The organism is Ferrovibrio sp. (genome assembly GCF_046297595.1).
In the GTDB taxonomy this organism is placed as follows: Bacteria; Pseudomonadota; Alphaproteobacteria; order Ferrovibrionales; family Ferrovibrionaceae; genus Ferrovibrio.
Genome location: NZ_JBKBHT010000006.1, coordinates 123,485 through 144,969, shown reverse-complemented (window position 1 = coordinate 144,969; position 21,485 = coordinate 123,485). Strand labels below are relative to the sequence as shown.

The following is a 21,485-nucleotide window of genomic DNA, read 5'->3' as shown; positions in this document are numbered from 1 at the left end:
TCTTTCCTGCGCATACCATTGGCCTGTGATTCGGGCGATGGCCTGCATCGTTGCGATGGCCGTCCGTCACGGTTTCCGGCTGCCGCCAAAATGTAACACGACCCCGGATCGACGCCGGTCCCGGGTCAGGATGTGTCGGGCGAGGGATGAGCGACCCAAAAGCTGGCCAGAATGAACCGACAATGGAGGAAATCCTTGCCTCCATCCGCCGGATCATTTCCGAGGACGGAGCCGATCAGCAGCCCGCGCCTGCCGAGGAGCCGGCTGCGCCGCCGCCCGCCGCCGAACCTGAGCCGGAATTCGAACCTGAGCCGATGATGGCCGCTCCGGAACCCGAGCCGGAGCCTGAACCCGAGCCTGAACCTGCCTTCGAACCCGAGCCGATGCCGGAACCCGAGCCTGAGCCCGAGCCGGCGATGATGGCTGCGCCCGAGCCCGAGCCGGAACCCGAGGCTTATGAACCTCCGCCGCCTCCGCCGCCGCGCCGGGCCGCCACGCGGCCGCCGCCGCCGCGCGAGGATATCCTCGAACTCACCGATGTGGTGCGCGAGGATGTGGAAGGCTTGGTTTCCGCGCCGATTGCCAGCCGCGCCGCCGCCCATCTGGGCCAGCTTTCCAGCGCCGTGGCCGGTTCGCGCGCCATGGCCATGGGCAATTCCCAGCGCACGCTGGAGGAACTGGTCAAGGAACTGCTGCGCCCGATGCTGAAGGAATGGCTGGATGCCCATCTGGCCACCATCGTCCAGCGCATCGTCGAGCGCGAGGTCGCCCGCCTGACCATCCAGGCGGAAGAAGAGCAGGACCACCTCTAAAACCGGGGGTTTTCGCCCTCTCGGGGCGTCTCTGAACCGGCGCAAGTCTGGACTTGCGTGCCCGGATCGTCTTTATTTTCGGCCCTTTCCCAGCTTCGTGCCAGACAAGCCAAACCCGAGTTTCCGCCCATGTTGGACAAGACCTATTCCCCGCAGGATGTCGAAGCCCGCCTTTACAAGGCTTGGGAAGAAAGCGGCGCGTTCAAGGTCGGTGTGAAACCGGGCAAGCCCTACACGATCGCCCTGCCGCCGCCGAACGTGACCGGCAGCCTGCATATGGGCCACGCGCTGAACCACACGCTGCAGGACGTGCTGATCCGCTGGCAGCGTATGCGCGGCCGCGACGCCCTGTGGCAGCCGGGCACGGACCATGCCGGCATCGCCACCCAGATGGTGGTGGAGCGCCAGCTGGCCGAGAAGCAGATGAACCGCCACCAGATGGGACGCGATGCCTTCGTGCAGCGCGTCTGGGACTGGAAGGCGGAATCCGGCGGCATGATCACCGGCCAGCAGCGCCGCCTGGGCGAAAGCTGTGACTGGAGCCGCGAACGTTTCACCATGGACGACGGCCTCAGCCATGCCGTGCGCAAGGTGTTCGTCGAACTCTACCGCGAAGGCCTGATCTACAAGGACCAGCGCCTGGTGAACTGGGACCCCAAGCTGCTGACCGCGATCTCCGACCTCGAGGTCGAGCAGCATGAGGTGAAGTCGCATCTGTGGTATTTCCGGTATCCCGTCGAGGGCATGGCCGATACCTTCATCACCGTGGCGACCACGCGGCCCGAAACGATGCTGGGCGATACCGGCATAGCCGTGCATCCCGAGGACGAACGCTACAAGTCTCTCGTCGGCAAGTTCGCCATCCTGCCGCTGGTCGGGCGCCGCATCCCCATCGTGGCCGATGAATATTCCGATCCGGAAAAGGGCTCGGGCGCGGTGAAAATCACGCCAGCGCATGACTTCAACGATTTCGAGGTGGGCAAGCGCCATAATCTCGAGATGATCAACATCTTCGACATGCATGCCGAGCTGAACGACGCGGTGCCCGAGAAGTATCGCGGCATGGAGCGGTTCAAGGCGCGCAAGCAGATCGTCGCCGACATGGAAGAACTGGGTCTGGTCGAGAAGATCGAGCCCAATACCCATATGGTGCCCCATGGCGACCGCTCGCAGGTGGTGATCGAGCCCTGGCTGACCGAGCAGTGGTATGTGAAGGCCGAGGTCCTGGCCAAGCCGGCCATCGAGGCGGTGGAGAAGGGCGACATCCAGTTCGTGCCGAAGAACTGGGAAAAGACCTATTTCGAATGGATGCGCAACATCCAGCCCTGGTGCATCTCGCGCCAGCTCTGGTGGGGCCACCAGATTCCGGCCTGGTACGGGCCGGACGGCGAGGTCTTCGTCGCTTACGACGAGGCCGAGGCGCAGGAAGCCGCGACCAAACATTACGGCCATGCCGCGACGCTGCGTCGCGATCCCGATGTGCTCGACACCTGGTTCTCCTCCGCGCTCTGGCCGTTCTCCACGCTGGGCTGGCCCGAGCAGACGCCGGTTCTGAAGTCGCATTACCCGACCGACGTGCTGGTCACCGGCTTCGACATCATCTTCTTCTGGGTCGCCCGCATGATCATGATGGGGCTGCACTTCACCAAGAAGGCGCCGTTCCACACGGTCTACATCCATGCCCTGGTCCGCGACGAGAAGGGCCAGAAGATGTCGAAGTCGAAGGGCAACGTGATGGACCCGCTCGACATCATCGACAAATACGGCGCCGATGCCCTGCGCTTCACGCTCTCCATCTTCGCCGCCCAGGGCCGCGACGTGAAGATGTCGGAGCAGCGCGTCGAGGGTTACCGCAACTTCGCCACCAAGCTGTGGAATGCCGCGCGTTTCGCCGAGATGAATGGCTGTGTCCTGACTGAGGACTTCGATCCGAAGTCAGTCGATGGCACGGTCAACAACTGGATTCTCGGCCGGCTGGGCCAGGCGGTGCGCGACGTGGATGCCGCGCTGGAGGCCTACAAGTTCAACGAGGCCGCCGGCGCGCTGTATCACTTCACCTGGGGTACCTTCTGCGACTGGTATCTGGAGCTGATCAAGCCGGCGCTCACCGGCGAGGATGCGGCGCTGAAGGCCGAGACGCAGGCCACCTGTGCCTATGTGCTGCGCCAGCTGATCCATCTGCTGCATCCCTTCATGCCCTTCGTGACCGAAGAGCTGTGGGAAAAGCTTTACGGCAAGCCGGGCGGCTTCCTGATGCTGCGCGACTGGCCGAATGACGGCGAGCGCGCGGAAGACAAGGCTGCCTCGGCCGAGATCGACTGGCTGGTCCGCCTGATCGAGGCGGTGCGTGCGGCGCGCTCGGCGCTGAACGTGCCGGCCGGTGCCAAGATCGCCATGCAGGGCGTGGGCGACGATCCGGAGCTGGTCCGCCGTCTGCTGCGTCACAGCGATCCGATCAAGCGCCTGGCCCGCATCGAGACTATCACCATGGAACAGTCGGCGCCGGCCGGTTCGGGCTGCGCGCGCATCGTGGTGGACGGCACCACCTTCGTATTGCCGCTGGCCGACGTGATCGACATCGCCAAGGAAAAGGCGCGTCTGGCCAAGGAACGCGACAAGGCGCTGGCCGAGATCGCCAAGATCGACGCCAAGCTGGGCGATGCCACCTTCGTCTCGCGTGCGCCCGAAGCCGTGGTGGAAGAGCAGCGCGAACGCCGCGCCGCCCAGACCGCCATGGCCGAAAAGCTGGCCGAAGCGCTGGCCCAGCTGGGCTGATCATGGCTGCCGCGATTAGCCCCGACGACCAGGCCCTGATCGACGCCGCATCGGCGCTGATCAACAGGCGTTATGCGGTTGGCCGGCATCACATCGCGGCGGCCCTGCGCACGCGCTCAGGGAAAATCGTCACCGGCCTGCATCTGGATACCTATGTCGGCCGCGCCTCGGTCTGTGCCGAAGCGGTTGCGGTGGGGCAGGCCATGGCCGACGGTGCCGGTGCGGAGGATCCCATCACTGCCATCGTCTCGGTGCGCCATCCGCGCCCGACCGAGCAGAACCAGGCGATCCAGATCGTGGCACCCTGCGGCATCTGCCGCGAGATGCTGCGCGACTTCGCGCCCGAGGCCCGTGTGCTGCTGGCCGATCCGGAGCAAGGCTTGAAAGCCTATCACCCCTCCGATCTGCTGCCGCTGAAATACCATCGGCTGCCGTAACGCTCCAATTGTCGGGATGCATTGCCACGCTTGACCGCGCGGTGCGGCGCTGCTTTCCTTTGCGCAGACAGGGAGACGCGTATGAACAACCCGCAGCTCAACGACATCCTCGCCACGGTGCAGACCTACCTGGATGGCTTGTATGAAGGCGACACGGCCAAGATCCGCCAGGCCTTCCATCCGGCCTCCAGCCTGTTCGCCACCATCGACGGCAAGCTGGTGAATGTGCCGCGCGAAGACTGGTGCAAGCTGATCGAAAGCCGGCCGTCGCCCAAGGCCAAGGGCCAGACCCGCGAGCATGACCGCGTGCTGTCGGTCGACATCACCGGACCGGACACCGCGATGGTGAAGGTGAACTGCGCCATCCTGCCGCGCTTCTTCACGGATTACCTCAGCCTGATCCGCCTGGATGGTCGCTGGCAGGTGATCAACAAGACCTACACGGCCGACACGCTACCAGGATAAAATACTTGGGTGATGCCATGCGCATGCTAACTCTGTTCTCGTTCCTGTTCATGCTGTCGGCTTGCAACGATCCTGCGACGACATTTGCAGGTGGCCTGCGCGGCTGGTGCAAGACAGCGTCCGAGAACTGCACGATCCATGATGCAAACTGAGTGTCATGTCTGATCTGCGACGGGCGCGTGATCGCCTCTGGCTGAGGAATCGGCGCTGTTCGATGCCGAACTGCTCGGCTGGCTGAAACGCTAGGCGGGCCACACCTGCGAGCGGCGGCGCACCGTGATCGCGGTGAACATGCCGCAGGCGAGGATGATGCTGACGAAGAACAGCACGCCATCGGCATGGCCATGGTCGAGCAGTTGCCCCATCACCAGCGGCGCCAGCGCCGAACCGGCATCGAGGCCGGAATAGACGAAGCCGAAAACACGGCCCGAGGCGCCCTTAGGCGTAGCGCCGCGCACGATCAGGTCGCGCGACGGCACGGTGAAGCCGATCAGGAAGCCGGCGGCCGCGATGGTGGCGACCATCGGCACGGTCGGCATCGGCACCAGCGCGACCAGCAGCATCAGCACGGCGCCGCCCAGCATGCCGCCGACCAGGCTCATCTCCACCTTCAGGCCGCGGTCGGCCGCCCAGCCGCCGACCAGGATGCCGCCGGCGGAGGCGAGCAGGAAGCCGGTCAGCGCCGTGGTGCCGATGGCCAGCGGCGTGCCGTAGAGCGCCAGCAGCGTCGCCGGCATGAAATTCTGCAGGCCGACGGTGACGGTGGAATTGAACATGAAATAGACGAAGCACATCAGCACCGGCAGGGTCAGCAGCGGGCCGAGCGGAATCGCCTTGTCGGCCGCTTCCGTCTTGTTTTCGCGCCGGGCCAGGCCGGCATCGTCTTTGAGCAGTTCGCGGTTCAGCACCAGCGCGGCCAGGATGCCCAGGCCGATCACGGCGGCCACTGCCGGCGCCACATGCCAGCCGGCGAAGGTGGCCACGCCGCCCATCAGTGCGGGCGCCAGCGCCCAGCCCAGGTTGCCGGCGAAAGTATGGGTGCCATAGGCCATGCCGAGCCGTTTCTGGTCGATGCTGGCGCTCAGGATCGAATAATCGGCGGGATGGAACACGCAGTTGCCCAGGCCGGCGATCAGCATCACGGGGAAGAGCAGCCAGTAGCTCTGCACCAGCGACAGCATCAGGATGCCGATACAGAAGATGCCCAGCCCGCCGATCAGCACCTTGCGCGCGCCGATGCGGTCGACCAGGAATCCCGCCGGCGTCTGCAGCAGGCCCGAGACCACGTAGAACATGGTGGTGACGATGCCCAGCTCGGTATAGCTGACCTGGAAGGCTTCTTTCAGGAAGGGGAACAGCGAGGGCAGCGCGAGCTGGAAGAAATGGCTGCAGCCATGGGCCGCGCCCACCAGCGCCATCACCTTGATGTCTTTGTTGGCCGTGGGTTGATGGCCGGCGGGAAGGGCGAAATCGGTCATGGGGCCTGCGGGACGGACGTGACGGCGTTTCTCCGGCTGTTCCGCCGGTTGGAGCGAAGCCTACCAGATAATCCGCATGCGGCTACAGGAAAGTCGGCTCAGGCCGGCTGCTGCGCCAGCCAGTCCAGGTAGGATTGCAGGATGTAGCCGGCGGCCAGCTTGTCGACCAGTTCGGCGCGGCGGGCGCGGCTCAGGTCGGCTTCCTCGGTCATCATGCGCTGTACGGCCACCGTGCTCAGGCGCTCATCCCACAGGGCGACGGGCAGGGGGATCAGCTGCGACAGGTTGCGGGCAAAGGCCCGCGTCGCCTGGCAGCGCGGGCCTTCCGTGCCGTCCATATTCACCGGCAGACCCAGCACCAGGGCGCCGACGGCTTCCTTGGCCACGATCTTCTGCAGTTCGGCTGCGTCCTGGGTGAATTTCTTGCGCGGCAGGGTCTGGTAGGGGCTGGCGATCCTGTGGCCGGCATCAGAGAGCGCGAGTCCGATGGTTTTGCTGCCCAGATCGAAGCCGAGATAACGCTGCCCGAGATCCAGCCGGATCGGGCCTTCTGCCGGTCGGAACAAGGACTTAACGGGCTGGGGAGCGGGGTTGCCGGGGCCGGTCACGAGTGATACTTTCCGCCGCAATTTCAAAGGGATTCTCCCCAGTTTTTACCACGGAACGGACAGCGCATGTCACTGGATAGAACGGCGGTGGCGAAAATCGCCAAGCTGGCCCGGCTGAAGATGGAGCCGGAGCGGCTGGACGCCATGACTTCGGAACTGAACAGCATCCTCACCTTCGTCGAGGAACTGCAGGCGGTGAATACGGAAAACATCGCGCCGATGACCTCGGTGATGCCGATGAAGCTGCGCCAGCGCGAGGACGAAGTGAACGACGGCGGCAAGCCGGACGCCGTGCTGAAGAATGCGCCGCAGCGCCAGGGCGATTTCTATACCGTGCCGAAGGTGGTGGAATAATGCCCATCGATCCGAGCACGCTCACCATTGCCAGTGCCCTCGAGGGCCTGGCGAAGAAGGATTTCACCTCGGTTGAACTGACCCAGGCCAGCATCGCGGCCATGCAGGCGGCCAAGCCGCTGAACGCCATGATCACCGAGACGCCCGAAAAGGCGCTGGAGATGGCGAAGGCCTCCGATGCCCGCCGTGCGAAAGGCGAGGCCGGCCTGCTGGAAGGCATTCCGCTCGCCATCAAGGATCTGTTCTGCACCGAAGGCGTGCTCACCACGGCGGCCAGCCATATCCTCGACGGTTTCAAGCCAGCTTACGAGTCCACCGCCACCGCCAATCTGTGGCAGGCCGGTGCGGTGATGCTGGGCAAGCTGAACCTCGACGAATTCGCCATGGGCTCGTCGAACGAGACCAGTTACTACGGCCCCGCCATCAATCCCTGGCGCGCGCAGGATGGCACCAAGCTGGTGCCCGGCGGTTCGTCGGGCGGTTCGGCCGCCGCCGTGGCCGCCGGCTTTGCACTGGGCGCCACCGGCACCGATACCGGCGGTTCGATCCGCCAGCCGGCCTCGCTCTGCGGTATCACCGGCATCAAGCCCACCTATGGCCGCGTCTCGCGCTGGGGTATCGTGGCGTTTGCTTCGTCGCTTGACCAGGCCGGCCCGATGACCCGCACCGTGCGTGATTCCGCGCTGATGCTGCAGGCCATGGCCGGCTTCGACCCGAAGGACAGCACCTCGGTCGATACGCCGGTGCCGGATTACACCGCCAATCTGGAAGCGGGCGTGAAAGGCCTGCGCATCGGCATTCCGCGCGAATACCGCATGGATGGCATGAACCCGGAGATTCTGGCGCTGTGGGAACAGGGTAAGCAGTGGCTGAAGGATGCCGGCGCCGAGATCGTCGATATCCACCTGCCGCACACCCATTACGCGCTGTCCGCCTATTACATCGTGGCGCCTGCCGAAGCCTCGTCGAACCTGGCCCGCTACGATGGCGTGCGCTACGGCCTGCGCGTGCCGGGCAAGGACCTGATCGAGATGTACGAGAATACCCGCGGCGCCGGTTTCGGCCGCGAGGTACAGCGCCGCATCATGATCGGCACCTATGTGCTGTCAGCCGGTTATTACGACGCCTACTACACCAAGGCGCAGCGCGTGCGCACGCTGATCAAGAAGGACTTCGAGCAGGCCTTCCAGCGCGTCGACGCCATCCTGACGCCGACCGCGCCGAACACGGCCTTCCCGCTGGGCGCCAAGACCGACGACCCGATCACCATGTACCTGAACGACGTGTTCACGGTGCCGGTAAACCTGGCTGGCCTGCCCGGCATGTCGCTGCCCGCGGGCTTAAGCGCCGACGGTCTGCCCTGGGGCCTGCAGCTGATCGGCCGCCCCTTCGACGAGGCGACCCTGCTGCGTGTCGGCCGCACGGTCGAGAAGGCCGCGAATTTCACCGCCAAACCCACCGCCTGGTGGAGGGCATAAAGATGGCTGAGAAAGATTACATCCAGGGTGCCACGGGTCCGTGGGAGATCGTCATCGGCATGGAAGTGCATGCCCAGGTCTCTTCGAAGTCCAAGCTGTTCTCCGGCGCGGCCACGACTTTCGGCGCCGAGCCGAATCATCAGGTCAGCCTGGTGGACGCCGCCATGCCCGGCATGTTGCCGGTGATCAACCGCTATTGCATCGAGCAGGCTGTGCGCACCGGCCTTGGCCTGAAGGCGCAGATCAACCTGCATTCAGTGTTCGATCGCAAGAACTACTTCTACGCCGACCTGCCGCAGGGCTACCAGATCAGCCAGTACAAGCAGCCCATCGTGGGCGAGGGCAAACTGCTGCTCGATATGCCCGATGGCAGCACGCGCGAGATCGGCATCACGCGGCTGCATCTTGAGCAGGATGCGGGCAAGAGCCTGCACGACCAGAGCCCGCGCGAAAGCTTCATCGACCTCAACCGCTCCGGCGTGGCGCTGATGGAGATCGTCTCCGAACCCGACATGCGGAATTCGGAAGAGGCGGGGCTGTATCTGAAGAAGCTGCGCACCATCCTGCGTTATCTCGGCACCTGCGACGGCAACATGGACGAGGGCTCCATGCGCGCCGACGTCAACGTCTCGGTGCGCCGGCCGGGCGAGGGCCTGGGCACGCGCTGCGAGATCAAGAACGTCAATTCCGTGCGTTTCGTGCAGCAGGCCATCGAATACGAAGCCCGCCGCCAGATCGAGATCCTGGAAGACGGCGGCCAGATTGATCAGGAGACCCGCCTGTTCGATACGTCCAAGGGCGTGACACGCAGCATGCGCTCGAAGGAAGAAGCGCATGACTACCGTTACTTCCCCGATCCCGACCTGCTGCCGCTGGAACTCGACGGCGAGTGGGTGAACGAGATCGCCCGCGGCCTGCCGGAACTGCCCGACGAGAAGAAGGCGCGCTTCATCGAGAAGCTGGGCCTCAGCCCCTATGACGCCGCCGTTCTGGTGGCCGAAAAGGAGTCGGCCGATTTCTACGAGAAGGTCGCCAAGGGTCGCGACGGGAAGCTCTGCGCCAACTGGGTGATCACCGAGTATTTCGGCGTGCTGAACAAGTCCGGCCAGTCGATGGAGGATTTCGGCATCACGGCCGAGAAGCTGGGCGGCCTGATCGATCTGATCAGCGACAACACGATCTCGAACCGTCTGGCCAAGGATGTCTTCGCCCTGATGGTTGAAACCGGCAAGGATGCCGCCACCATCGTGGAAGAAAAGGGCATGAAGCAGGTCACCGATACCGGTGCGATCGAGAAGGTGATCGACGAGGTGATGGCGGCCAACGCCGACAAGGTGGCCGAGTACCGCTCCGGCAAGGACAAGCTGTTCGGCTTTTTCGTCGGCCAGACCATGAAGGCCTCGGGCGGCAAGGCCAATCCGGCGGCGGTGAACGAGCTGCTGAAGAAAAAGCTGGCGGGCTGATCTACGCATCATGCAGTGACAAAAGGCCGGGACCAAAGTTCCGGCCTTTTTTCTGCCGTTTTTATGCGGCATGCAGAAGGCATCCCAGATCAAGGATGCCTGATGTTCCGCAGCCCGTTCCTGCCTGCCGCGCTCTGCCTGTTGCTCGTCGCCTGCTCCACGCAGCGCACCACCGAACCGGGCCGCACGGCCACCGAGCAGATGCTGTTCTCCACCGCCGCCGAGCGCGCGGCCGACAAGCTGGCCTTCAGCCTGCCGCAAGGCAGCAAGGTGTTCGTCGATCCGGCGTATGCCGAAGGCACCGACAGCAAATACCTGCTGGGCACCATCCGCGACCGCATCCTGCGCAAGGGTAGCGATCTGGTGGACGACAAGGGCAAGGCCGATATCGTGATCGAGCCGCGCATCGGCGCCATCTCGGTGGACCGCGACAAGACCCTGTTCGGCATTCCCGATTTCGGCGTGCCGATTCCGCTGGCCGGGCAGGTGCAGATGCCCGAGATCGCGTTGTTCAAGCGCGACACCCAGCAGGGCGTGATCAAGGTAGCGGCCACGGCCTATGATGCGAAGACCGGCCTGCTGATCCAGTCGCTCGATCCGGTCTATGGGTTCGCGCACAAGAAGGAATGGGCGGCGCTGATCTTCTTCTCGTGGGACACGAATGACCTGGTGCCCAAGCCGGCGCGGGAGGAATGGGTAGGCCGGTGATCTTCCGGCGCGGCCTGGCATGAGGGCCGATGTTACAGGGACGTAACGCACAAAGCCCATCTGCGGCGCCGGTGTTATTGACTTTAAAGGTGCCGATCTTCTCCGGCTGTGCGAAGGCAGGGCATGCAATCAGGGCATCCCCATGCGTGACCAGGACAGCTACTGCCTTTCCGAAGCGGACCTCTTCTCAAGCGGTGCGCGGGATTTTATTTTCCAACTCGCCCGGCCGTATCTCGAGCAGGAGAGCATCACCGCGACCGAGCTCTGTTTCTCTCGAACCAGGCTGCGCAGCCTCGCGGATGACGGCAATCGCCTGGCCGACATGATCCAGCGCGTCGCGGCTCTGCAGGTCCAGCAGACCCGCCAGCCGGTACTGGATCGTCGCCGCGAGCTTACGGGCATGGTGAACCAGGCCATGCGCCTGGTTGACAGCCTGACACGGAAGACACCATCCGATTTTATCCTGACCGGTGCCGCGCTCAGCCAGTTGGCGGCGGAAACTCCGCTGCATGGCGAAATCCGCGTCGCCATCATCATTGCCGCGCAGCTATCCGAGGCAGCCGATTGGACAGCCCGTGCCATGCTCTGCCTCGACCTGCTGGAAAGCGGCGCCGAAGCCGGCACCAGGGCCCTGCTGGAACAGACGCTGGCCGAACTTCTGCTGCTGGAACCTGCCGGTGCGGTTTTCGGCTTCGACGAAAAGCCCTGCAGCGTGATCGATGGCTGCCTGGCCATGGCGGATATGGAAGCGCTGGCCGACCTGCCGGTGCAGGCGCGCCTGAAGGCATTGCTGGTTGCTGGCGATACGCCGATCCTGACCGAGGCGATATCCGACCGCATCGCGCAGGCGCTGAACCAGATCGGACCGCTTTCCGATGCGCCCGGCTTTTCGGAATGGAGCTATCTTCAGCATCTGAAACAGCGGCTGCAGACCAACGAGACCCTTTCGGCCGATCCGATTCTGCAGCAGGCACTGGGGAACAGGTTTCTCCGGCTGGCGCAGGCGGAACCGCTGCGTCAGGCCCTCAGCGACATTCCGGCTTTTTGCAACAAGGCACTGTATCTCGCCCGCCTTTATCCCGAGGTTCTGGATGGCACGGCGCGGCGCGATCTTCTCGCCGCTCTGACCTTCTATCTCGAGCATCGCGATTTCCAGACCCAGTTCACCGAGCCTGGAACCTCGCTTGATGCCATGGTGGAAATGGCGCAGACCCTGGACGAGGCGCTGCAGAATCCGGCTTTGCCGGATCACCGCCGCGACCGTTTCCGTAACAGCATCCTCAAGCAGTACATGCATATCAAGAAGCTGGCCGAGCGCCGGCGCGACCCGCGCGTGATGGGCGGGCCGAACGATGCAGTACTGATCAACGGTCGCCGGGCTACGCTGCGCAACTGGAGCGCCCTGGGCGTTCTGTTCGGTCCGGTGGATGAAGAGATCAAGATCGGCGATTCCGTCGATATTAACGTCGAGGTCCGCAATCACGCCATCGATATCAGTTTCGAGGCCTCGGCGGACGTGGTGAGGGTGGTGGATGGCGTGGTGGCCGCACGGTATTACTGTAAGGAATTTGAAGTCTCCGAGCGCATCCAGCAGTATTTCGGCAAATAGGGCTTCCGTGCGCGGGTGGGCGCCCGCTAGTTTTTTATAGCCGGCAAAACATCTGATAGTAGTATATTGTTTCTACTTCCGTCTGCGCGGTTGCACTAGGGCGGGTATGCAGTTATGTCAGCCGGCCTTTCCCTGAATTCCGCCAAAAGAGCGGGTCATGTTCTGCGAAACCGAAGCTGAGACCTTTGCCGATCCGGCGCGCGAATTGATCTTCCAGGTTGCCCGGGGCTACCTGGAGCGGCGCGGGATCACGGCCACCGAACTGGTCTTCGAGCCGGCACAGCACAAGGCCCTGCTGGACGATGGCGCGCGTTTCCAGGAAATCCTGCAGCGTGTTGCACTGCTGCAGGGCCAGCATACCAAACGCCCGGTCTCCGAACGGATGAAGGAACTCACCGCGCTGGCCGAAGCAGCCATGCGGCGGGTGGAAGCACAGGCCGCGAAACTGTCGCCCTTTGATGACATCGCCGGAGCACAGCAGCAGGGACTGCTGCGTGGCGCGACACTGGACGAGTGGGTGCGTGATGGCGTGACTGTCGCGCGTCTGGTGGCGGCCTGCGATAGCTGGGAGGCGAAGGCGACGCTTTGCCTCGATCTGCTGGAGGCCGGTCTCGGTGGCGAGAGCCATGCGCTGGCCGACCAGACGCTGTCCGAGATCCTGCGCCTCAAGCCGGCGGCGGTGCTGTTCGGCGAGGCAGGCCGGCGGCGCATGATCGATGTCTGCCTGGCCCTGGCAGGAGAGGCCCCGTTGTCGGACATGCCACCGGTGCTGCTGCGCCTGCGGCAGATGCTGCAGGCGCAGTCATTGCCTCACAGCCTGACGGCCATCGGCGAACGGCTGGCCGAGGCGCTGGATGGAGGCCTGCCGCTATTCGGCGAGGACGCCTATCTCGAATGGGAAGGCCTGTTGGCCCTGCGCCAGCGCGTGGCGGCTTTGCCGTTGCTGCAGGGCGAGCCGGCCATCCCCGCCAACATGGCGCGCCGTTTTGCTCGTTTCGCTGCGCCGGAGCTGCTCAATCCGATCCTCGGCCGGGAGCCGGATATCGCACGCAAGCTGCTGTTCCTGCTGCGGCTCTATCGCGAGGTCGAGGAGGGCAATGCCCGCTTCGAGTTGCAGGGCATCCTCTCGCATTATATGGATCATCGCGATTTCAGAACGCAGTTCCTGGGGCCGCAGGCCACGCGCGAGGAATTCGCCACGCTTGCGGCGGCGATCTCGGAAGGATTGGTCAGGGCCGACATCCCCGATCCGCGCAAGACCCGGCTTCTGGACCAGTTCCGCACCCAGCTTGCCACCGTGGCCAAACCGAATGGCCAGCGCAATATCCAGCGCGGGCAGGGTGGTGCCAACGATGCGGTGATCGTGCAGGGCCTGCGCATTCCGCTGCGCAACTGGAGTCCGGTTGGCCTGCTGTTTGGGCCGTGCCCGCCCGGCATGGCGGTGGGCGATAGGCTGACTATTGCGGTGGAGATCCGCAATGCCGCGCTCAGCATCGATTTCAGCGCCGAAGCGGAAGTGCTGCGCGTGACCGATGACGTGGTTGCGGCGCGCTATGCCTGCAGCGATCCCGCCATCGTGCAGCGCATCAAGTCCTATTTCGCCGTCTGAACCTGCTGTTGTCTGGTCGTTCTGTCTCGCCTAGTCTGCCCAAGTAAGAACAGGCTGGGTCGGAACAGGTGGGGAGGCAGCATTGCAAGCAGCGTGGTATGGCAGGAACGGTGCGGCGCGCGAGGTGCTGGAGGTCGGCGAACTACCGACGCCGCAACCCGGGCTTGGCGAAGTGCGGGTGCGGCTGCATGCCTCCGGTGTGAATCCGTCCGATGTGAAAAGCCGGCGCGGCCGGCCGCTGATCGCCGAAAAGATCGTCCCGCACAGCGATGGCGCTGGGATGATCGATGCCGTCGGCCCCGATGTCGCGGCTTCGCGCATGAATGAGCGGGTCTGGACATGGAATGGCCAGTGGCAGCGGCCACTCGGTACGGCGGCGGAACATATCGTGCTGCCGGCCCGGCAGGCGGTGGCCCTGCCCGATGACGTAGATTTCGCCGCCGGGGCCTGTTTCGGTATTCCGGCACTCACCGCCATTCATGCTGTGAACCTGCTCGGCGACGTGAAGGGCCGCAATGTTGTGGTGATCGGCGCAGCGACTTCGGTGGGTCATTACGTGGCCCAGGTGGCGGCCCGGCGCGGCGCGCGGGTGATCGGCACCGTGGGCTCGGCCGAGAAGGCGGCTCATGCCAAGACGGCAGGCGTGGCCGAGGTGATCGACTACAAACACGAGGACGTGGCCCAGCGCGTGAAGGACCTGACCGACGGCGTCGGCGCTGATGCGGTGGTCGACATGGATTTTTCCACCACCGCCGCGATGCTGGCGCAGGGCATCCTGCGGCCACATGGCGAACTGGTTAGTTACGGCTCGAACAGCATGGACGCAGTACCGGTGCCGTTCCGCGACCTGCTGTTCCGCAGCATTACCCTGCGGTTTTTCGTTGTGTATGAACTGACGGCCGCCGAACGCGAGCGCGCCATCGCCGACCTCAACCGCCTGCTGGCGGAAAAGGCCTTGCGCCACACCATCGCGGCGCATTATCCCCTGCATGACATAGCCGCCGCCCATGAAGCGGTGGAACAGGGCCGCTTCATGGGCAACGTGGTGCTCGATATCGCCTGATCCCCGCGTCCGGCCGTTTAGTCGGCGCTTCGGTCAGCCCTTCAGATCAGGACAAGGTCTCAGCGCATGCCGGCCATGCTCTGGTTGTGCTGGTCGCCGGGCTCGGAGACCTTGCGCACCATGTCCACCGTATGGCGGGGATGACCGTCCTGGGCGATGTCGCCCAGCGACACGATACCCACCAGCCGCTTCTCGCGGTTCACCACCGGCAGGCGACGGACCTGGATATTGCCCATGTTCTTCGTCACATGGCCAAGATCCTCATCCTCGAAGCAGTATTTGATATCCCGGGTCATCACCTCGCGGATCGGCGTATCGGGTGCACAGCCTTTACCCACGCCGCGGATCGCGATGTCGCGGTCCGTGATCATGCCGACCAGCTGGTCATTCTCGCCCACCGGCAGGCTGCCGATGTCATGGGCGGCCATGGCCTGCGCGGCTTCTGAAATCGTCTGCATGGGCGAGGCGATATGCACATCCCGGCTCATGACTTCGCTGACTCTCATTGCATCCTCCTTTTTCTGCTTGAGTCAGGCTGATGTAGGAGCAGGCCAGCGGGCATGAAACCGGGTCGCCATCGCCAGGGGACCTTCTCCCATAAAAGTCACAGCCCATGGCGGCGCGGAACCATTTGGCAGCAAGGCGGTTGCGATGCAGAGGCATATATTCACAGGAGAGGAATCATGCCGCGCGGCGACAAATCGAAATATACCGAGAAACAGAAACGCCAGGCCGAGAAGATCGAGAAGGGTTATGAAAAACGCGGCGTCAGTGAGGATGAGGCCGAGCGCCGCGCCTGGGCCACGGTGAACAAGATGACCGGCGGCGGCCGCAAGGGCGGCTCGGGCGAGGGCAAGCCGACCAACAAGGCGCCGGCGAAAAAAGGCGGCCGCAAGGGAGGCAAGGCGGCAGCGACGCGACCGAAATCCGCCCGCGTCGCCTCGGCCAAGAAAGCGGCCGCGACCCGCAAGCGGCGGGGGCACTGACATCGCTGGCGGGATCGCCGGGCTCTGGCCCGGTTACGCTGCAGTGCCTACTTTACCCTCCAGCCCGGCCATTTATCTGATGCCGGGCCGATATGAAGGAGGGGGAAGCATGACGACCGCCGAGGCCGATATCGCCACCGTGCTGGCGACTTATTTCGATGGCCTGTACCACAGCGAGACGCAGCGGCTGCGCGCCGTGTTCCATCCGAAGGCGATCTATGCCTGCGCCACCGATGGTTCGCTGCTGCATCTGACCATGGACGAGTATTTCCCGGTGGTTGACAAGCGGCCGTCGCCGGCCAGCCGCAACGAGCCGCGGCGCGACCGCATCGTCTCCGTCGATTTCGCCGGTCCGGTCACTGCCATTGCGCGGGTCGAATGCGCCATCGGCCCGAAATTCTTCACCGACCTGCTCACCCTGGTCCGCCTGGATGGCCGCTGGCAGATCATCTCCAAGGTCTTTCACTACGATCTGCAGGACGCGGCCTGAAGCAGGTCAGTCGATCCCGTTGGCCTTCTGCACCTCGCGCACGAAGGCAATGATGGCCAGCGCTTCCTCGCGGCCCACAGTGGGCTGCGGCGGCATATTGCCGAACCGCCAGTGATGCTGGCGCGTGCCCTGGGCCATGGCGATCAGGAAGGCCATGTCGGCGTGATGCGAGGATTCATATATTTTGTGGATCAGCGGCGGGCCCTGCCTCGCATTTCCCTGGCCCCAGTCGCCATGGCATTGCGCGCAGGTCTTCCCAAACGCGACGCGGCCCTGTTCGGCCAGCGGGCTGAGTTGAGCCGGTTTCTGCACCGCCACCATCCCGTCCTGCGCAACGGCCGTCGCCGCCATCGTGATGCCGGTCAGGACAACAAATGCAAAACGCCACATTTCACTTCTCCGGTTCCGCCGATAGGATCCAATAGCCGCCATCGTCCTTGCTGACGATGAAGCGGCCCTTGTCGCCGGGTTTCAGTCGGTCCAGCAGGGCAGGGTCCTTGGTCTGGAACACCATGCTCATGGCCGGCATTTCCAGCGCGCCGGTGATGGGACCGTGGCGTAGCGTGACCTTGCCGGTCGATTTGTCGACGCGGCGCACCTCGCCTTCGGTATTGCCGGTCTGGGCAAACACCGTGCTGCTGGCCAGGAAGATCATTCCGGCCGCGATGGTTGCGAAAATCTGCTTCATGGTATTCTCCTGCGCTCAGCGAACGACAATCCGGCCCTTCATGCCGGCCGGCATGTGGCCCGGCACCAGGCAGCCGAAATCGAAGCTGCCGGCCTTGGTGAATTTCCACAGGATGGTCTTGGTCTGGCCGGGCTCGACGGTCACGGCATTCGGATCGTCATGCTCCATGTCGGGGTGTTTCTCCATCACTGCGGCATGCTCGACCAGCTCCTCCATTGTGCCCAGCGTCATTTCATGCCTCAGTTCGCCGGCATTCTTCACGACGAACCGGATGGTCTCGCCGCGCTTGACCGTCACGGTCTCGGGGCTGAACCGCATCTCGTCGGTCATGACGACATTGATGGTGCGGGCCTTCGCCTTCGGATCGCCCGGTTCGCCCAGGGCGGCGGCATGGCCGTCATAATGGCCATGACTGCCGCTGTGGCCGGGCGCGGCAAGAACAGGCATGGCCAGCAGGCCAGCTGTCAACACAAGGGTAGGGATATTCATCAGTTTATCCTTTCCATTTGTAAGCGACGGTGCCGGGCGGGTTTTTGTACCAGCCTGGATCGCGGTAATCGTTCCGCGCCAGCCCCTCGCGCACCTTCACCACGGTGAACATGCCGCCCATCTCAATGGGGCCGAAGGGGCCGCGCCCGGTCATCATCGGCAGGGTGTTGTCGGGCAGGGGCATTTCCATCTCGCCCATGTCGGCCATGCCGCGTTCGCCCATCACCATGTAATCGGGAATCAGGTTCACCAGCCGCCGCGCCACATGCTTGTGGTCGACGCCGATCATGGTCGGCACGTCATGGCCCATGGCATTCATGGTGTGGTGTGCCTTGTGGCAGTGGAACGCCCAGTCGCCGGGATTGACCGCGTCGAACTCGAAGGCGCGCATGGCCCCCACCGGCACGTCGATGGTCACTTCCGGCCAGCGCGCCGTGGGCGGCACCCAGCCGCCATCGGTGCAGGTGACCGAGAAATCGTAGCCATGCAGATGGATCGGGTGGTTGGTCATGGTCAGGTTGCCCATGCGGATGCGCACGCGGTCGCCCTGCCGCACCACCAGCGGGTCGATGCCGGGGAACACACGGCTGTTCCAGCTCCACAGGTTGAACTCGGTCATGGTGGCGATCTTGGGCGTGGCCGCGCCGGGTTCGATGTCATAGGCGTTGATCAGGAACACGAAATCGCGGTCGACGCGGTACTGGTTCGGGTCGCGCGGATGCACCACGAAAAAGCCCATCATGCCCATGGCCATCTGCACCATCTCGTCGGCATGGGGGTGGTACATGAAGGTGCCGGATTTCTTCAGTTCGAACTCATACACATAGGTTTCGCCCGGCTTGATCTGCGGCTGGTTCAGGCCGCCCACACCATCCATGCCGCTGGGCAGGATCTGGCCATGCCAGTGGATCGTGGTGTGCTCGGGCAGTTTGTTGGTGACGAACAGCCGCACGCGGTCGCCTTCCACCGCCTCGATGGTCGGGCCGGGCGACTGGCCGTTATAGCCCCACAGGTTGGCCTTCATGCCGGGCGCCATCTCGCGCACCACGGGCTCTGCCACCAGGTGGAATTCCTTCCATCCCTGGTTCATGCGCCAGGGCGCCGACCAGCCGTTCAGGGTAACGACGGGATAAAAGGGTCGGCCGGTGGAGGGCTGCAGCGGAGGCGCGGTCCCAGGGTTTTGCGAATAGGCCGGTTCAGGCAGGGCGGCCAGGGCGGAGCGGGCCACGGCGGCGGCGGCGATGCCGCCGGTGGCGCTGAGCAGGGTACGACGGGTGAGCATGGTCTCAGTTCCCCGAATGGGTGGCGGCAAGGGTGACGAAGGTGAGGTCGGTATCGGCAATCCAGAAATCGCGCTGCGCTTCCAGTGCCGACGTCACATCGGCGATCTGGTCGCGCGCATCGGCCAGCAGGTCGAACACGCTGACCAGCATGCCGTTGTAGCGCAGCACCATTTCCTCGCCGATCTTCTGCCTGAGCGGAATCACCTCATTCTGGTAATGCTGCGCAGTATCGAAAGCAGTGCGATAACTCAGATAGGCTTCCCGCGCCGCCGAGCGGGCTTCGATGGCGGTTTCCGCCAAGCGGTGCACGGCCTGCATGTAGCGATGCTCGGCCCTGGTCGCCTTGGCGTCGCCGAAGTCGAAGATCGGCACTTCCAGGCTGATCTCGTAGCCGGTCTGGTCGCGCTGGCCGGTGGTGCTCTTGCGCACGAAGCCGGTCTCAAGCACGTTTATGAACCGCGTCGCCTGGGTCAATCCGTAGGACTTTCGTAACCCATCCAGATCGGCCTTGGCCATCTGGATGTCGAGGCGCTCGCTGACTGCCCTGGCTTCGATATTCTCGATACTGCGCGGGCGTGCCGGCAGATCGGGCAGGCGCTCGGACAGCTTGAAGGCGAGGTCGCCGCCCCATAATCCCATCAGACGCGCCAGCTTTTCGCGGGCCATCGTGGCAGCGAGACGGCTTTTCGCCAGTTGCGCTGTCACGCTCGCATAGAAGAGCTGCTCGCGCGTGTAATCGAGTAGGCTCCAGTTGCCCGCCTGCCGCATTCGGCGCGCCAGCTCGGCCTGCACTTCGGCGGATTCGCGCACCTGCGCTACATAACGGGCGGTCTGCTCGGCAGCCACGGCCTCGTACCAGGCACGTTTCGTCTGCGCGGCCAGCGACAGTACCTGGCTCGCACTTTGCAGCTTTGTCTGCTCAAAGCGGCGCGATTCTATGCTGGCGGCAATCGGCAGGGTGAGCAGGCTGAGTGCATCGATACTGAACGTGCGCTCGATCTCCCGCTCGCCATTGCCGTGCAGCCGTTTAAAGGTGAAGCCAGGATTGGGCGGGCGCCAGGAACTGGTCAGATCGGCGGCGCCGATGCCGAGGTCGCCGAAGCTGCCCTGCAGGCGGCGGTTGTTCAACAGCGCAACCTGCACGGCGTCGTCGGCACCGAGCGGTTTGGCCAGCAGGCGGTCGAGCGTCTCACGGACGGCTTTCTCGTCTTCCTCGCTTTTGATCCAGGCCGGACGTTGGCCGATCCGTTGTTCGGTCGCTGTGGCGATATCCTCGAAGGCGCTGTTGGCGACCGGGCCGGCACAGGCACCAAGCAGTAGGAGCAGCGCGAGGGCGGATGGAATCCTGGGCATGATGATGCGCCTCAATGTTTGTGGCCGGCATGGCCGGCTGGAGAGGCCGCGTCCGGTTTTGTCTCCGGCGCATCGGTTTCTTTCAGTGCGCCGGCATGGCCGCCGGTGCGCGTGACCGCGTCATTGACGCTGTGCCAGTCTTGTGGCGGGGCACCCTCCATGGCGCGGTAATCGCTGAAGGCCGAACGATAGGCCGGGTTGCCGGCAGCGGCGGTGGGATCGACGGCTGATGGGCGCTGTGGCTCGGCCGCGGCGACACCACTCGCATGGAGCAGGGCCAGGCTCAGCAGGGCCGGTCGGATGGACAGGGACAGCATGCACGCTCTCTCCGGAGTTGAAGAATCGTCCGTCATGCTGCTGCTGATTGTGCGGCAGCATGCATCTATGGCGAAGCTTCAGACTCGCGGGGGTTCAGCGGGCGGAGGCGGGGCGATGCCCGGCAACAGGCTGGTGTTGGTGATACTGAGCCTGACCGGCGGATATTCCGCGACCGGCAGAGCGCCGACGGTGATCGGGATGGTCATCGTGCAGAGCACGCAGTCGCTGCACAGGCCGCAGCCGCCTGGATCGTCCGACGGATTGCCGGATCGATCATATGAATTGGACTGGGGCATCTGTCCGTCATGATCATGACGGTCGGCATGGCCCTGTATGGCATGGCTGTGCCCGGCATGATCATGCCCAGCCTGCATGCCGGCCTGCATCTCGGTCTGCGGAACAGAGGATGGCATTATGCCGCCTGAAACGGCCGCCATGGCCGGGGGCATCAGCAGGGACGCGGCGAGCAGGCCAATGGCTGCGACCAGGGCGACGAGTCGCCGGCCAGCCTGGCGTTTCGGGATGCCGTTCCGATGGGTCATGCGGGCACTAATAATGGCTTCCCATATGGTAGGGTCAAGGCTGCCTGCTGGCCGGCCTGTGTTAAAATGCCTCACGGAATCGAGAGGCCAGCATGAACCTGATGGAAGCCACGATCTTCGCCATCGTGATCACTACGCCCCCGGCGGACATGCCCGCCTTCGGCTGCCGCCTGACCGACGATCCGAAGCAGGCGCTGTGCACCAACGATGTGGTGATCCGCGAATTCGACGATGGCACGCTGGAATACGGCGGCAAGTTCCGGGTCTCCAAGAACCGTCGGCGGGAACTGCTGTTCTCCAACGGAACCCAGGCTTATTTCGACAGCTTCGGCTGGCTGCAGTTCTCCAACCAGTATGCCGTGCGCCGCATGGAGGGGGACATCTTCAAGATTAGCCAGCCGAAAGGGCGGGACTTGACCTGTCGTTACACCCTGCCGGGCAAGCAGACCCGCTGCACGCCCGGATGATCGCGCAGGC

The 21,485-nt window shown here is 64.2% G+C and carries 24 protein-coding genes and 1 pseudogene; 15 read left to right on the top strand and 10 right to left on the bottom strand.

Annotated features, from left to right (window positions below):
• The first annotated feature begins 146 nt into the window (after positions 1-146).
• The 5 genes from ACK4FJ_RS16075 (at position 147) to ACK4FJ_RS16055 (ending at position 4,641) form a co-directional block, all read left to right on the top strand.
• Positions 147-812, top strand: coding sequence for a DUF2497 domain-containing protein (locus ACK4FJ_RS16075; RefSeq protein WP_409767738.1), 666 nt, complete (start codon positions 147-149; stop codon positions 810-812).
• Positions 813-941: 129 nt separating this feature from the next.
• Positions 942-3,587 carry a valine--tRNA ligase gene (locus ACK4FJ_RS16070; protein WP_409767737.1) on the top strand — a complete coding sequence of 882 codons (2,646 nt, stop codon included), beginning with the start codon at positions 942-944 and terminating at the stop codon, positions 3,585-3,587.
• Between the two features lie 2 nt (positions 3,588-3,589).
• Positions 3,590-4,024 carry a cytidine deaminase gene (locus ACK4FJ_RS16065; protein WP_409767736.1) on the top strand — a complete coding sequence of 145 codons (435 nt, stop codon included), beginning with the start codon at positions 3,590-3,592 and terminating at the stop codon, positions 4,022-4,024.
• 81 nt (positions 4,025-4,105) lie between these two features.
• Positions 4,106-4,489, top strand: coding sequence for a nuclear transport factor 2 family protein (locus ACK4FJ_RS16060; protein ID WP_409767735.1), 384 nt, complete (start codon positions 4,106-4,108; stop codon positions 4,487-4,489).
• A gap of 17 nt (positions 4,490-4,506) precedes the next feature.
• Positions 4,507-4,641, top strand: a complete 135-nt coding sequence (locus ACK4FJ_RS16055; RefSeq protein ID WP_409767734.1) for a hypothetical protein — start codon at positions 4,507-4,509, stop codon at positions 4,639-4,641.
• 90 nt (positions 4,642-4,731) lie between these two features.
• Here ACK4FJ_RS16055 and ACK4FJ_RS16050 read toward each other — a convergent pair whose 3' ends face one another.
• The gene (locus ACK4FJ_RS16050) at positions 4,732-5,967 is read right to left on the bottom strand and encodes an MFS transporter (RefSeq protein WP_409767733.1); all 1,236 of its coding nucleotides are present in this window, start codon (positions 5,965-5,967) and stop codon (positions 4,732-4,734) included.
• 82 nt (positions 5,968-6,049) lie between these two features.
• A pseudogene (gene ruvX / locus ACK4FJ_RS16045) lies at positions 6,050-6,575 on the bottom strand (Holliday junction resolvase RuvX).
• Between the two features lie 66 nt (positions 6,576-6,641).
• On the opposite strand from ruvX, the gene gatC reads away from it, so the two are divergent.
• The 7 genes from gatC (at position 6,642) to ACK4FJ_RS16010 (ending at position 14,859) form a co-directional block, all read left to right on the top strand.
• Positions 6,642-6,929, top strand: a complete 288-nt coding sequence (gatC, locus tag ACK4FJ_RS16040) for an Asp-tRNA(Asn)/Glu-tRNA(Gln) amidotransferase subunit GatC (RefSeq protein WP_409767732.1) — start codon at positions 6,642-6,644, stop codon at positions 6,927-6,929.
• On the top strand, positions 6,929-8,407 hold the full coding sequence (gene gatA / locus ACK4FJ_RS16035; RefSeq protein ID WP_409767731.1) for an Asp-tRNA(Asn)/Glu-tRNA(Gln) amidotransferase subunit GatA: 1,479 nt from the start codon (positions 6,929-6,931) through the stop codon (positions 8,405-8,407). The genes gatC and gatA overlap by 1 nt, the downstream gene beginning before the upstream one ends.
• 2 nt (positions 8,408-8,409) lie before the next feature.
• Positions 8,410-9,870 (top strand): Asp-tRNA(Asn)/Glu-tRNA(Gln) amidotransferase subunit GatB, encoded by a 1,461-nt coding sequence (gene gatB / locus ACK4FJ_RS16030; protein WP_409767730.1) that lies wholly within the window; start codon positions 8,410-8,412, stop codon positions 9,868-9,870.
• A gap of 102 nt (positions 9,871-9,972) precedes the next feature.
• Positions 9,973-10,578 carry a DUF6655 family protein gene (locus ACK4FJ_RS16025; protein WP_409767729.1) on the top strand — a complete coding sequence of 202 codons (606 nt, stop codon included), beginning with the start codon at positions 9,973-9,975 and terminating at the stop codon, positions 10,576-10,578.
• Positions 10,579-10,720: 142 nt separating this feature from the next.
• Positions 10,721-12,187, top strand: a complete 1,467-nt coding sequence (locus ACK4FJ_RS16020; RefSeq protein ID WP_409767728.1) for a hypothetical protein — start codon at positions 10,721-10,723, stop codon at positions 12,185-12,187.
• A gap of 157 nt (positions 12,188-12,344) precedes the next feature.
• The gene (locus ACK4FJ_RS16015; protein ID WP_409767727.1) at positions 12,345-13,796 is read left to right on the top strand and encodes a hypothetical protein; all 1,452 of its coding nucleotides are present in this window, start codon (positions 12,345-12,347) and stop codon (positions 13,794-13,796) included.
• A gap of 82 nt (positions 13,797-13,878) precedes the next feature.
• Entirely contained in the window at positions 13,879-14,859 is a 981-nt protein-coding gene (locus ACK4FJ_RS16010) for an NADPH:quinone reductase (protein WP_409767726.1), read from the top strand.
• A 59-nt stretch (positions 14,860-14,918) separates the two neighbouring features.
• On the opposite strand, the gene ACK4FJ_RS16005 is transcribed toward ACK4FJ_RS16010, so the two are convergent.
• Complete coding sequence (locus ACK4FJ_RS16005) at positions 14,919-15,365, bottom strand: CBS domain-containing protein (RefSeq protein WP_409767725.1); 447 nt, start codon at positions 15,363-15,365, stop codon at positions 14,919-14,921.
• A gap of 177 nt (positions 15,366-15,542) precedes the next feature.
• Between ACK4FJ_RS16005 and ACK4FJ_RS16000 the strand changes: the two genes are divergently transcribed.
• Together ACK4FJ_RS16000 and ACK4FJ_RS15995 are read left to right on the top strand one after the other, a co-directional pair.
• Positions 15,543-15,845, top strand: coding sequence for a plasmid stabilization protein (locus ACK4FJ_RS16000; protein ID WP_409767724.1), 303 nt, complete (start codon positions 15,543-15,545; stop codon positions 15,843-15,845).
• A 109-nt stretch (positions 15,846-15,954) separates the two neighbouring features.
• On the top strand, positions 15,955-16,335 hold the full coding sequence (locus tag ACK4FJ_RS15995; RefSeq protein WP_409767723.1) for a nuclear transport factor 2 family protein: 381 nt from the start codon (positions 15,955-15,957) through the stop codon (positions 16,333-16,335).
• 6 nt (positions 16,336-16,341) lie between these two features.
• Here the strand turns inward: ACK4FJ_RS15995 and ACK4FJ_RS15990 are convergent, their stop codons facing one another.
• The 7 genes from ACK4FJ_RS15990 to ACK4FJ_RS15960 form a co-directional block, all read right to left on the bottom strand.
• Entirely contained in the window at positions 16,342-16,725 is a 384-nt protein-coding gene (locus ACK4FJ_RS15990) for a c-type cytochrome (RefSeq protein ID WP_409767722.1), read from the bottom strand.
• Between the two features lies 1 nt (position 16,726).
• Complete coding sequence (locus ACK4FJ_RS15985; RefSeq protein WP_409767721.1) at positions 16,727-17,023, bottom strand: copper-binding protein; 297 nt, start codon at positions 17,021-17,023, stop codon at positions 16,727-16,729.
• A gap of 15 nt (positions 17,024-17,038) precedes the next feature.
• Positions 17,039-17,512 (bottom strand): plastocyanin/azurin family copper-binding protein, encoded by a 474-nt coding sequence (locus ACK4FJ_RS15980; protein WP_409767720.1) that lies wholly within the window; start codon positions 17,510-17,512, stop codon positions 17,039-17,041.
• A gap of 4 nt (positions 17,513-17,516) precedes the next feature.
• Positions 17,517-18,794 carry a multicopper oxidase family protein gene (locus ACK4FJ_RS15975; RefSeq protein WP_409767719.1) on the bottom strand — a complete coding sequence of 426 codons (1,278 nt, stop codon included), beginning with the start codon at positions 18,792-18,794 and terminating at the stop codon, positions 17,517-17,519.
• Between the two features lie 4 nt (positions 18,795-18,798).
• Entirely contained in the window at positions 18,799-20,148 is a 1,350-nt protein-coding gene (locus ACK4FJ_RS15970) for a TolC family protein (RefSeq protein ID WP_409767718.1), read from the bottom strand.
• Between the two features lie 11 nt (positions 20,149-20,159).
• Entirely contained in the window at positions 20,160-20,465 is a 306-nt protein-coding gene (locus ACK4FJ_RS15965) for a hypothetical protein (RefSeq protein WP_409767717.1), read from the bottom strand.
• 78 nt (positions 20,466-20,543) lie between these two features.
• Positions 20,544-21,008 carry a hypothetical protein gene (locus tag ACK4FJ_RS15960; RefSeq protein ID WP_409767715.1) on the bottom strand — a complete coding sequence of 155 codons (465 nt, stop codon included), beginning with the start codon at positions 21,006-21,008 and terminating at the stop codon, positions 20,544-20,546.
• 92 nt (positions 21,009-21,100) lie between these two features.
• On the opposite strand from ACK4FJ_RS15960, the gene ACK4FJ_RS15955 reads away from it, so the two are divergent.
• Complete coding sequence (locus ACK4FJ_RS15955; RefSeq protein WP_409767714.1) at positions 21,101-21,475, top strand: hypothetical protein; 375 nt, start codon at positions 21,101-21,103, stop codon at positions 21,473-21,475.
• Positions 21,476-21,485: the final 10 nt, after the last annotated feature.

What these genes read in the sequence shown, in the direction of transcription:
- ACK4FJ_RS16075 (WP_409767738.1), top strand. Translation starts at nt 147, where the DNA reads ATGAGCGACCCAAAAGCTGGCCAGAATGAACCGACAATGGAGGAAATC.
- ACK4FJ_RS16070 (WP_409767737.1), top strand. Translation starts at nt 942, where the DNA reads ATGTTGGACAAGACCTATTCCCCGCAGGATGTCGAAGCCCGCCTTTAC.
- ACK4FJ_RS16065 (WP_409767736.1), top strand. Translation starts at nt 3,590, where the DNA reads ATGGCTGCCGCGATTAGCCCCGACGACCAGGCCCTGATCGACGCCGCA.
- ACK4FJ_RS16060 (WP_409767735.1), top strand. Translation starts at nt 4,106, where the DNA reads ATGAACAACCCGCAGCTCAACGACATCCTCGCCACGGTGCAGACCTAC.
- ACK4FJ_RS16055 (WP_409767734.1), top strand. Translation starts at nt 4,507, where the DNA reads ATGCGCATGCTAACTCTGTTCTCGTTCCTGTTCATGCTGTCGGCTTGC.
- ACK4FJ_RS16050 (WP_409767733.1), bottom strand. Translation starts at nt 5,967, where the DNA reads ATGACCGATTTCGCCCTTCCCGCCGGCCATCAACCCACGGCCAACAAA.
- gatC (WP_409767732.1), top strand. Translation starts at nt 6,642, where the DNA reads ATGTCACTGGATAGAACGGCGGTGGCGAAAATCGCCAAGCTGGCCCGG.
- gatA (WP_409767731.1), top strand. Translation starts at nt 6,929, where the DNA reads ATGCCCATCGATCCGAGCACGCTCACCATTGCCAGTGCCCTCGAGGGC.
- gatB (WP_409767730.1), top strand. Translation starts at nt 8,410, where the DNA reads ATGGCTGAGAAAGATTACATCCAGGGTGCCACGGGTCCGTGGGAGATC.
- ACK4FJ_RS16025 (WP_409767729.1), top strand. Translation starts at nt 9,973, where the DNA reads ATGTTCCGCAGCCCGTTCCTGCCTGCCGCGCTCTGCCTGTTGCTCGTC.
- ACK4FJ_RS16020 (WP_409767728.1), top strand. Translation starts at nt 10,721, where the DNA reads ATGCGTGACCAGGACAGCTACTGCCTTTCCGAAGCGGACCTCTTCTCA.
- ACK4FJ_RS16015 (WP_409767727.1), top strand. Translation starts at nt 12,345, where the DNA reads ATGTTCTGCGAAACCGAAGCTGAGACCTTTGCCGATCCGGCGCGCGAA.
- ACK4FJ_RS16005 (WP_409767725.1), bottom strand. Translation starts at nt 15,365, where the DNA reads ATGAGAGTCAGCGAAGTCATGAGCCGGGATGTGCATATCGCCTCGCCC.
- ACK4FJ_RS16000 (WP_409767724.1), top strand. Translation starts at nt 15,543, where the DNA reads ATGCCGCGCGGCGACAAATCGAAATATACCGAGAAACAGAAACGCCAG.
- ACK4FJ_RS15995 (WP_409767723.1), top strand. Translation starts at nt 15,955, where the DNA reads ATGACGACCGCCGAGGCCGATATCGCCACCGTGCTGGCGACTTATTTC.
- ACK4FJ_RS15990 (WP_409767722.1), bottom strand. Translation starts at nt 16,725, where the DNA reads ATGTGGCGTTTTGCATTTGTTGTCCTGACCGGCATCACGATGGCGGCG.
- ACK4FJ_RS15985 (WP_409767721.1), bottom strand. Translation starts at nt 17,023, where the DNA reads ATGAAGCAGATTTTCGCAACCATCGCGGCCGGAATGATCTTCCTGGCC.
- ACK4FJ_RS15980 (WP_409767720.1), bottom strand. Translation starts at nt 17,512, where the DNA reads ATGAATATCCCTACCCTTGTGTTGACAGCTGGCCTGCTGGCCATGCCT.
- ACK4FJ_RS15975 (WP_409767719.1), bottom strand. Translation starts at nt 18,794, where the DNA reads ATGCTCACCCGTCGTACCCTGCTCAGCGCCACCGGCGGCATCGCCGCC.
- ACK4FJ_RS15970 (WP_409767718.1), bottom strand. Translation starts at nt 20,148, where the DNA reads ATGCCCAGGATTCCATCCGCCCTCGCGCTGCTCCTACTGCTTGGTGCC.
- ACK4FJ_RS15965 (WP_409767717.1), bottom strand. Translation starts at nt 20,465, where the DNA reads ATGCTGTCCCTGTCCATCCGACCGGCCCTGCTGAGCCTGGCCCTGCTC.
- ACK4FJ_RS15960 (WP_409767715.1), bottom strand. Translation starts at nt 21,008, where the DNA reads ATGACCCATCGGAACGGCATCCCGAAACGCCAGGCTGGCCGGCGACTC.
- ACK4FJ_RS15955 (WP_409767714.1), top strand. Translation starts at nt 21,101, where the DNA reads ATGAACCTGATGGAAGCCACGATCTTCGCCATCGTGATCACTACGCCC.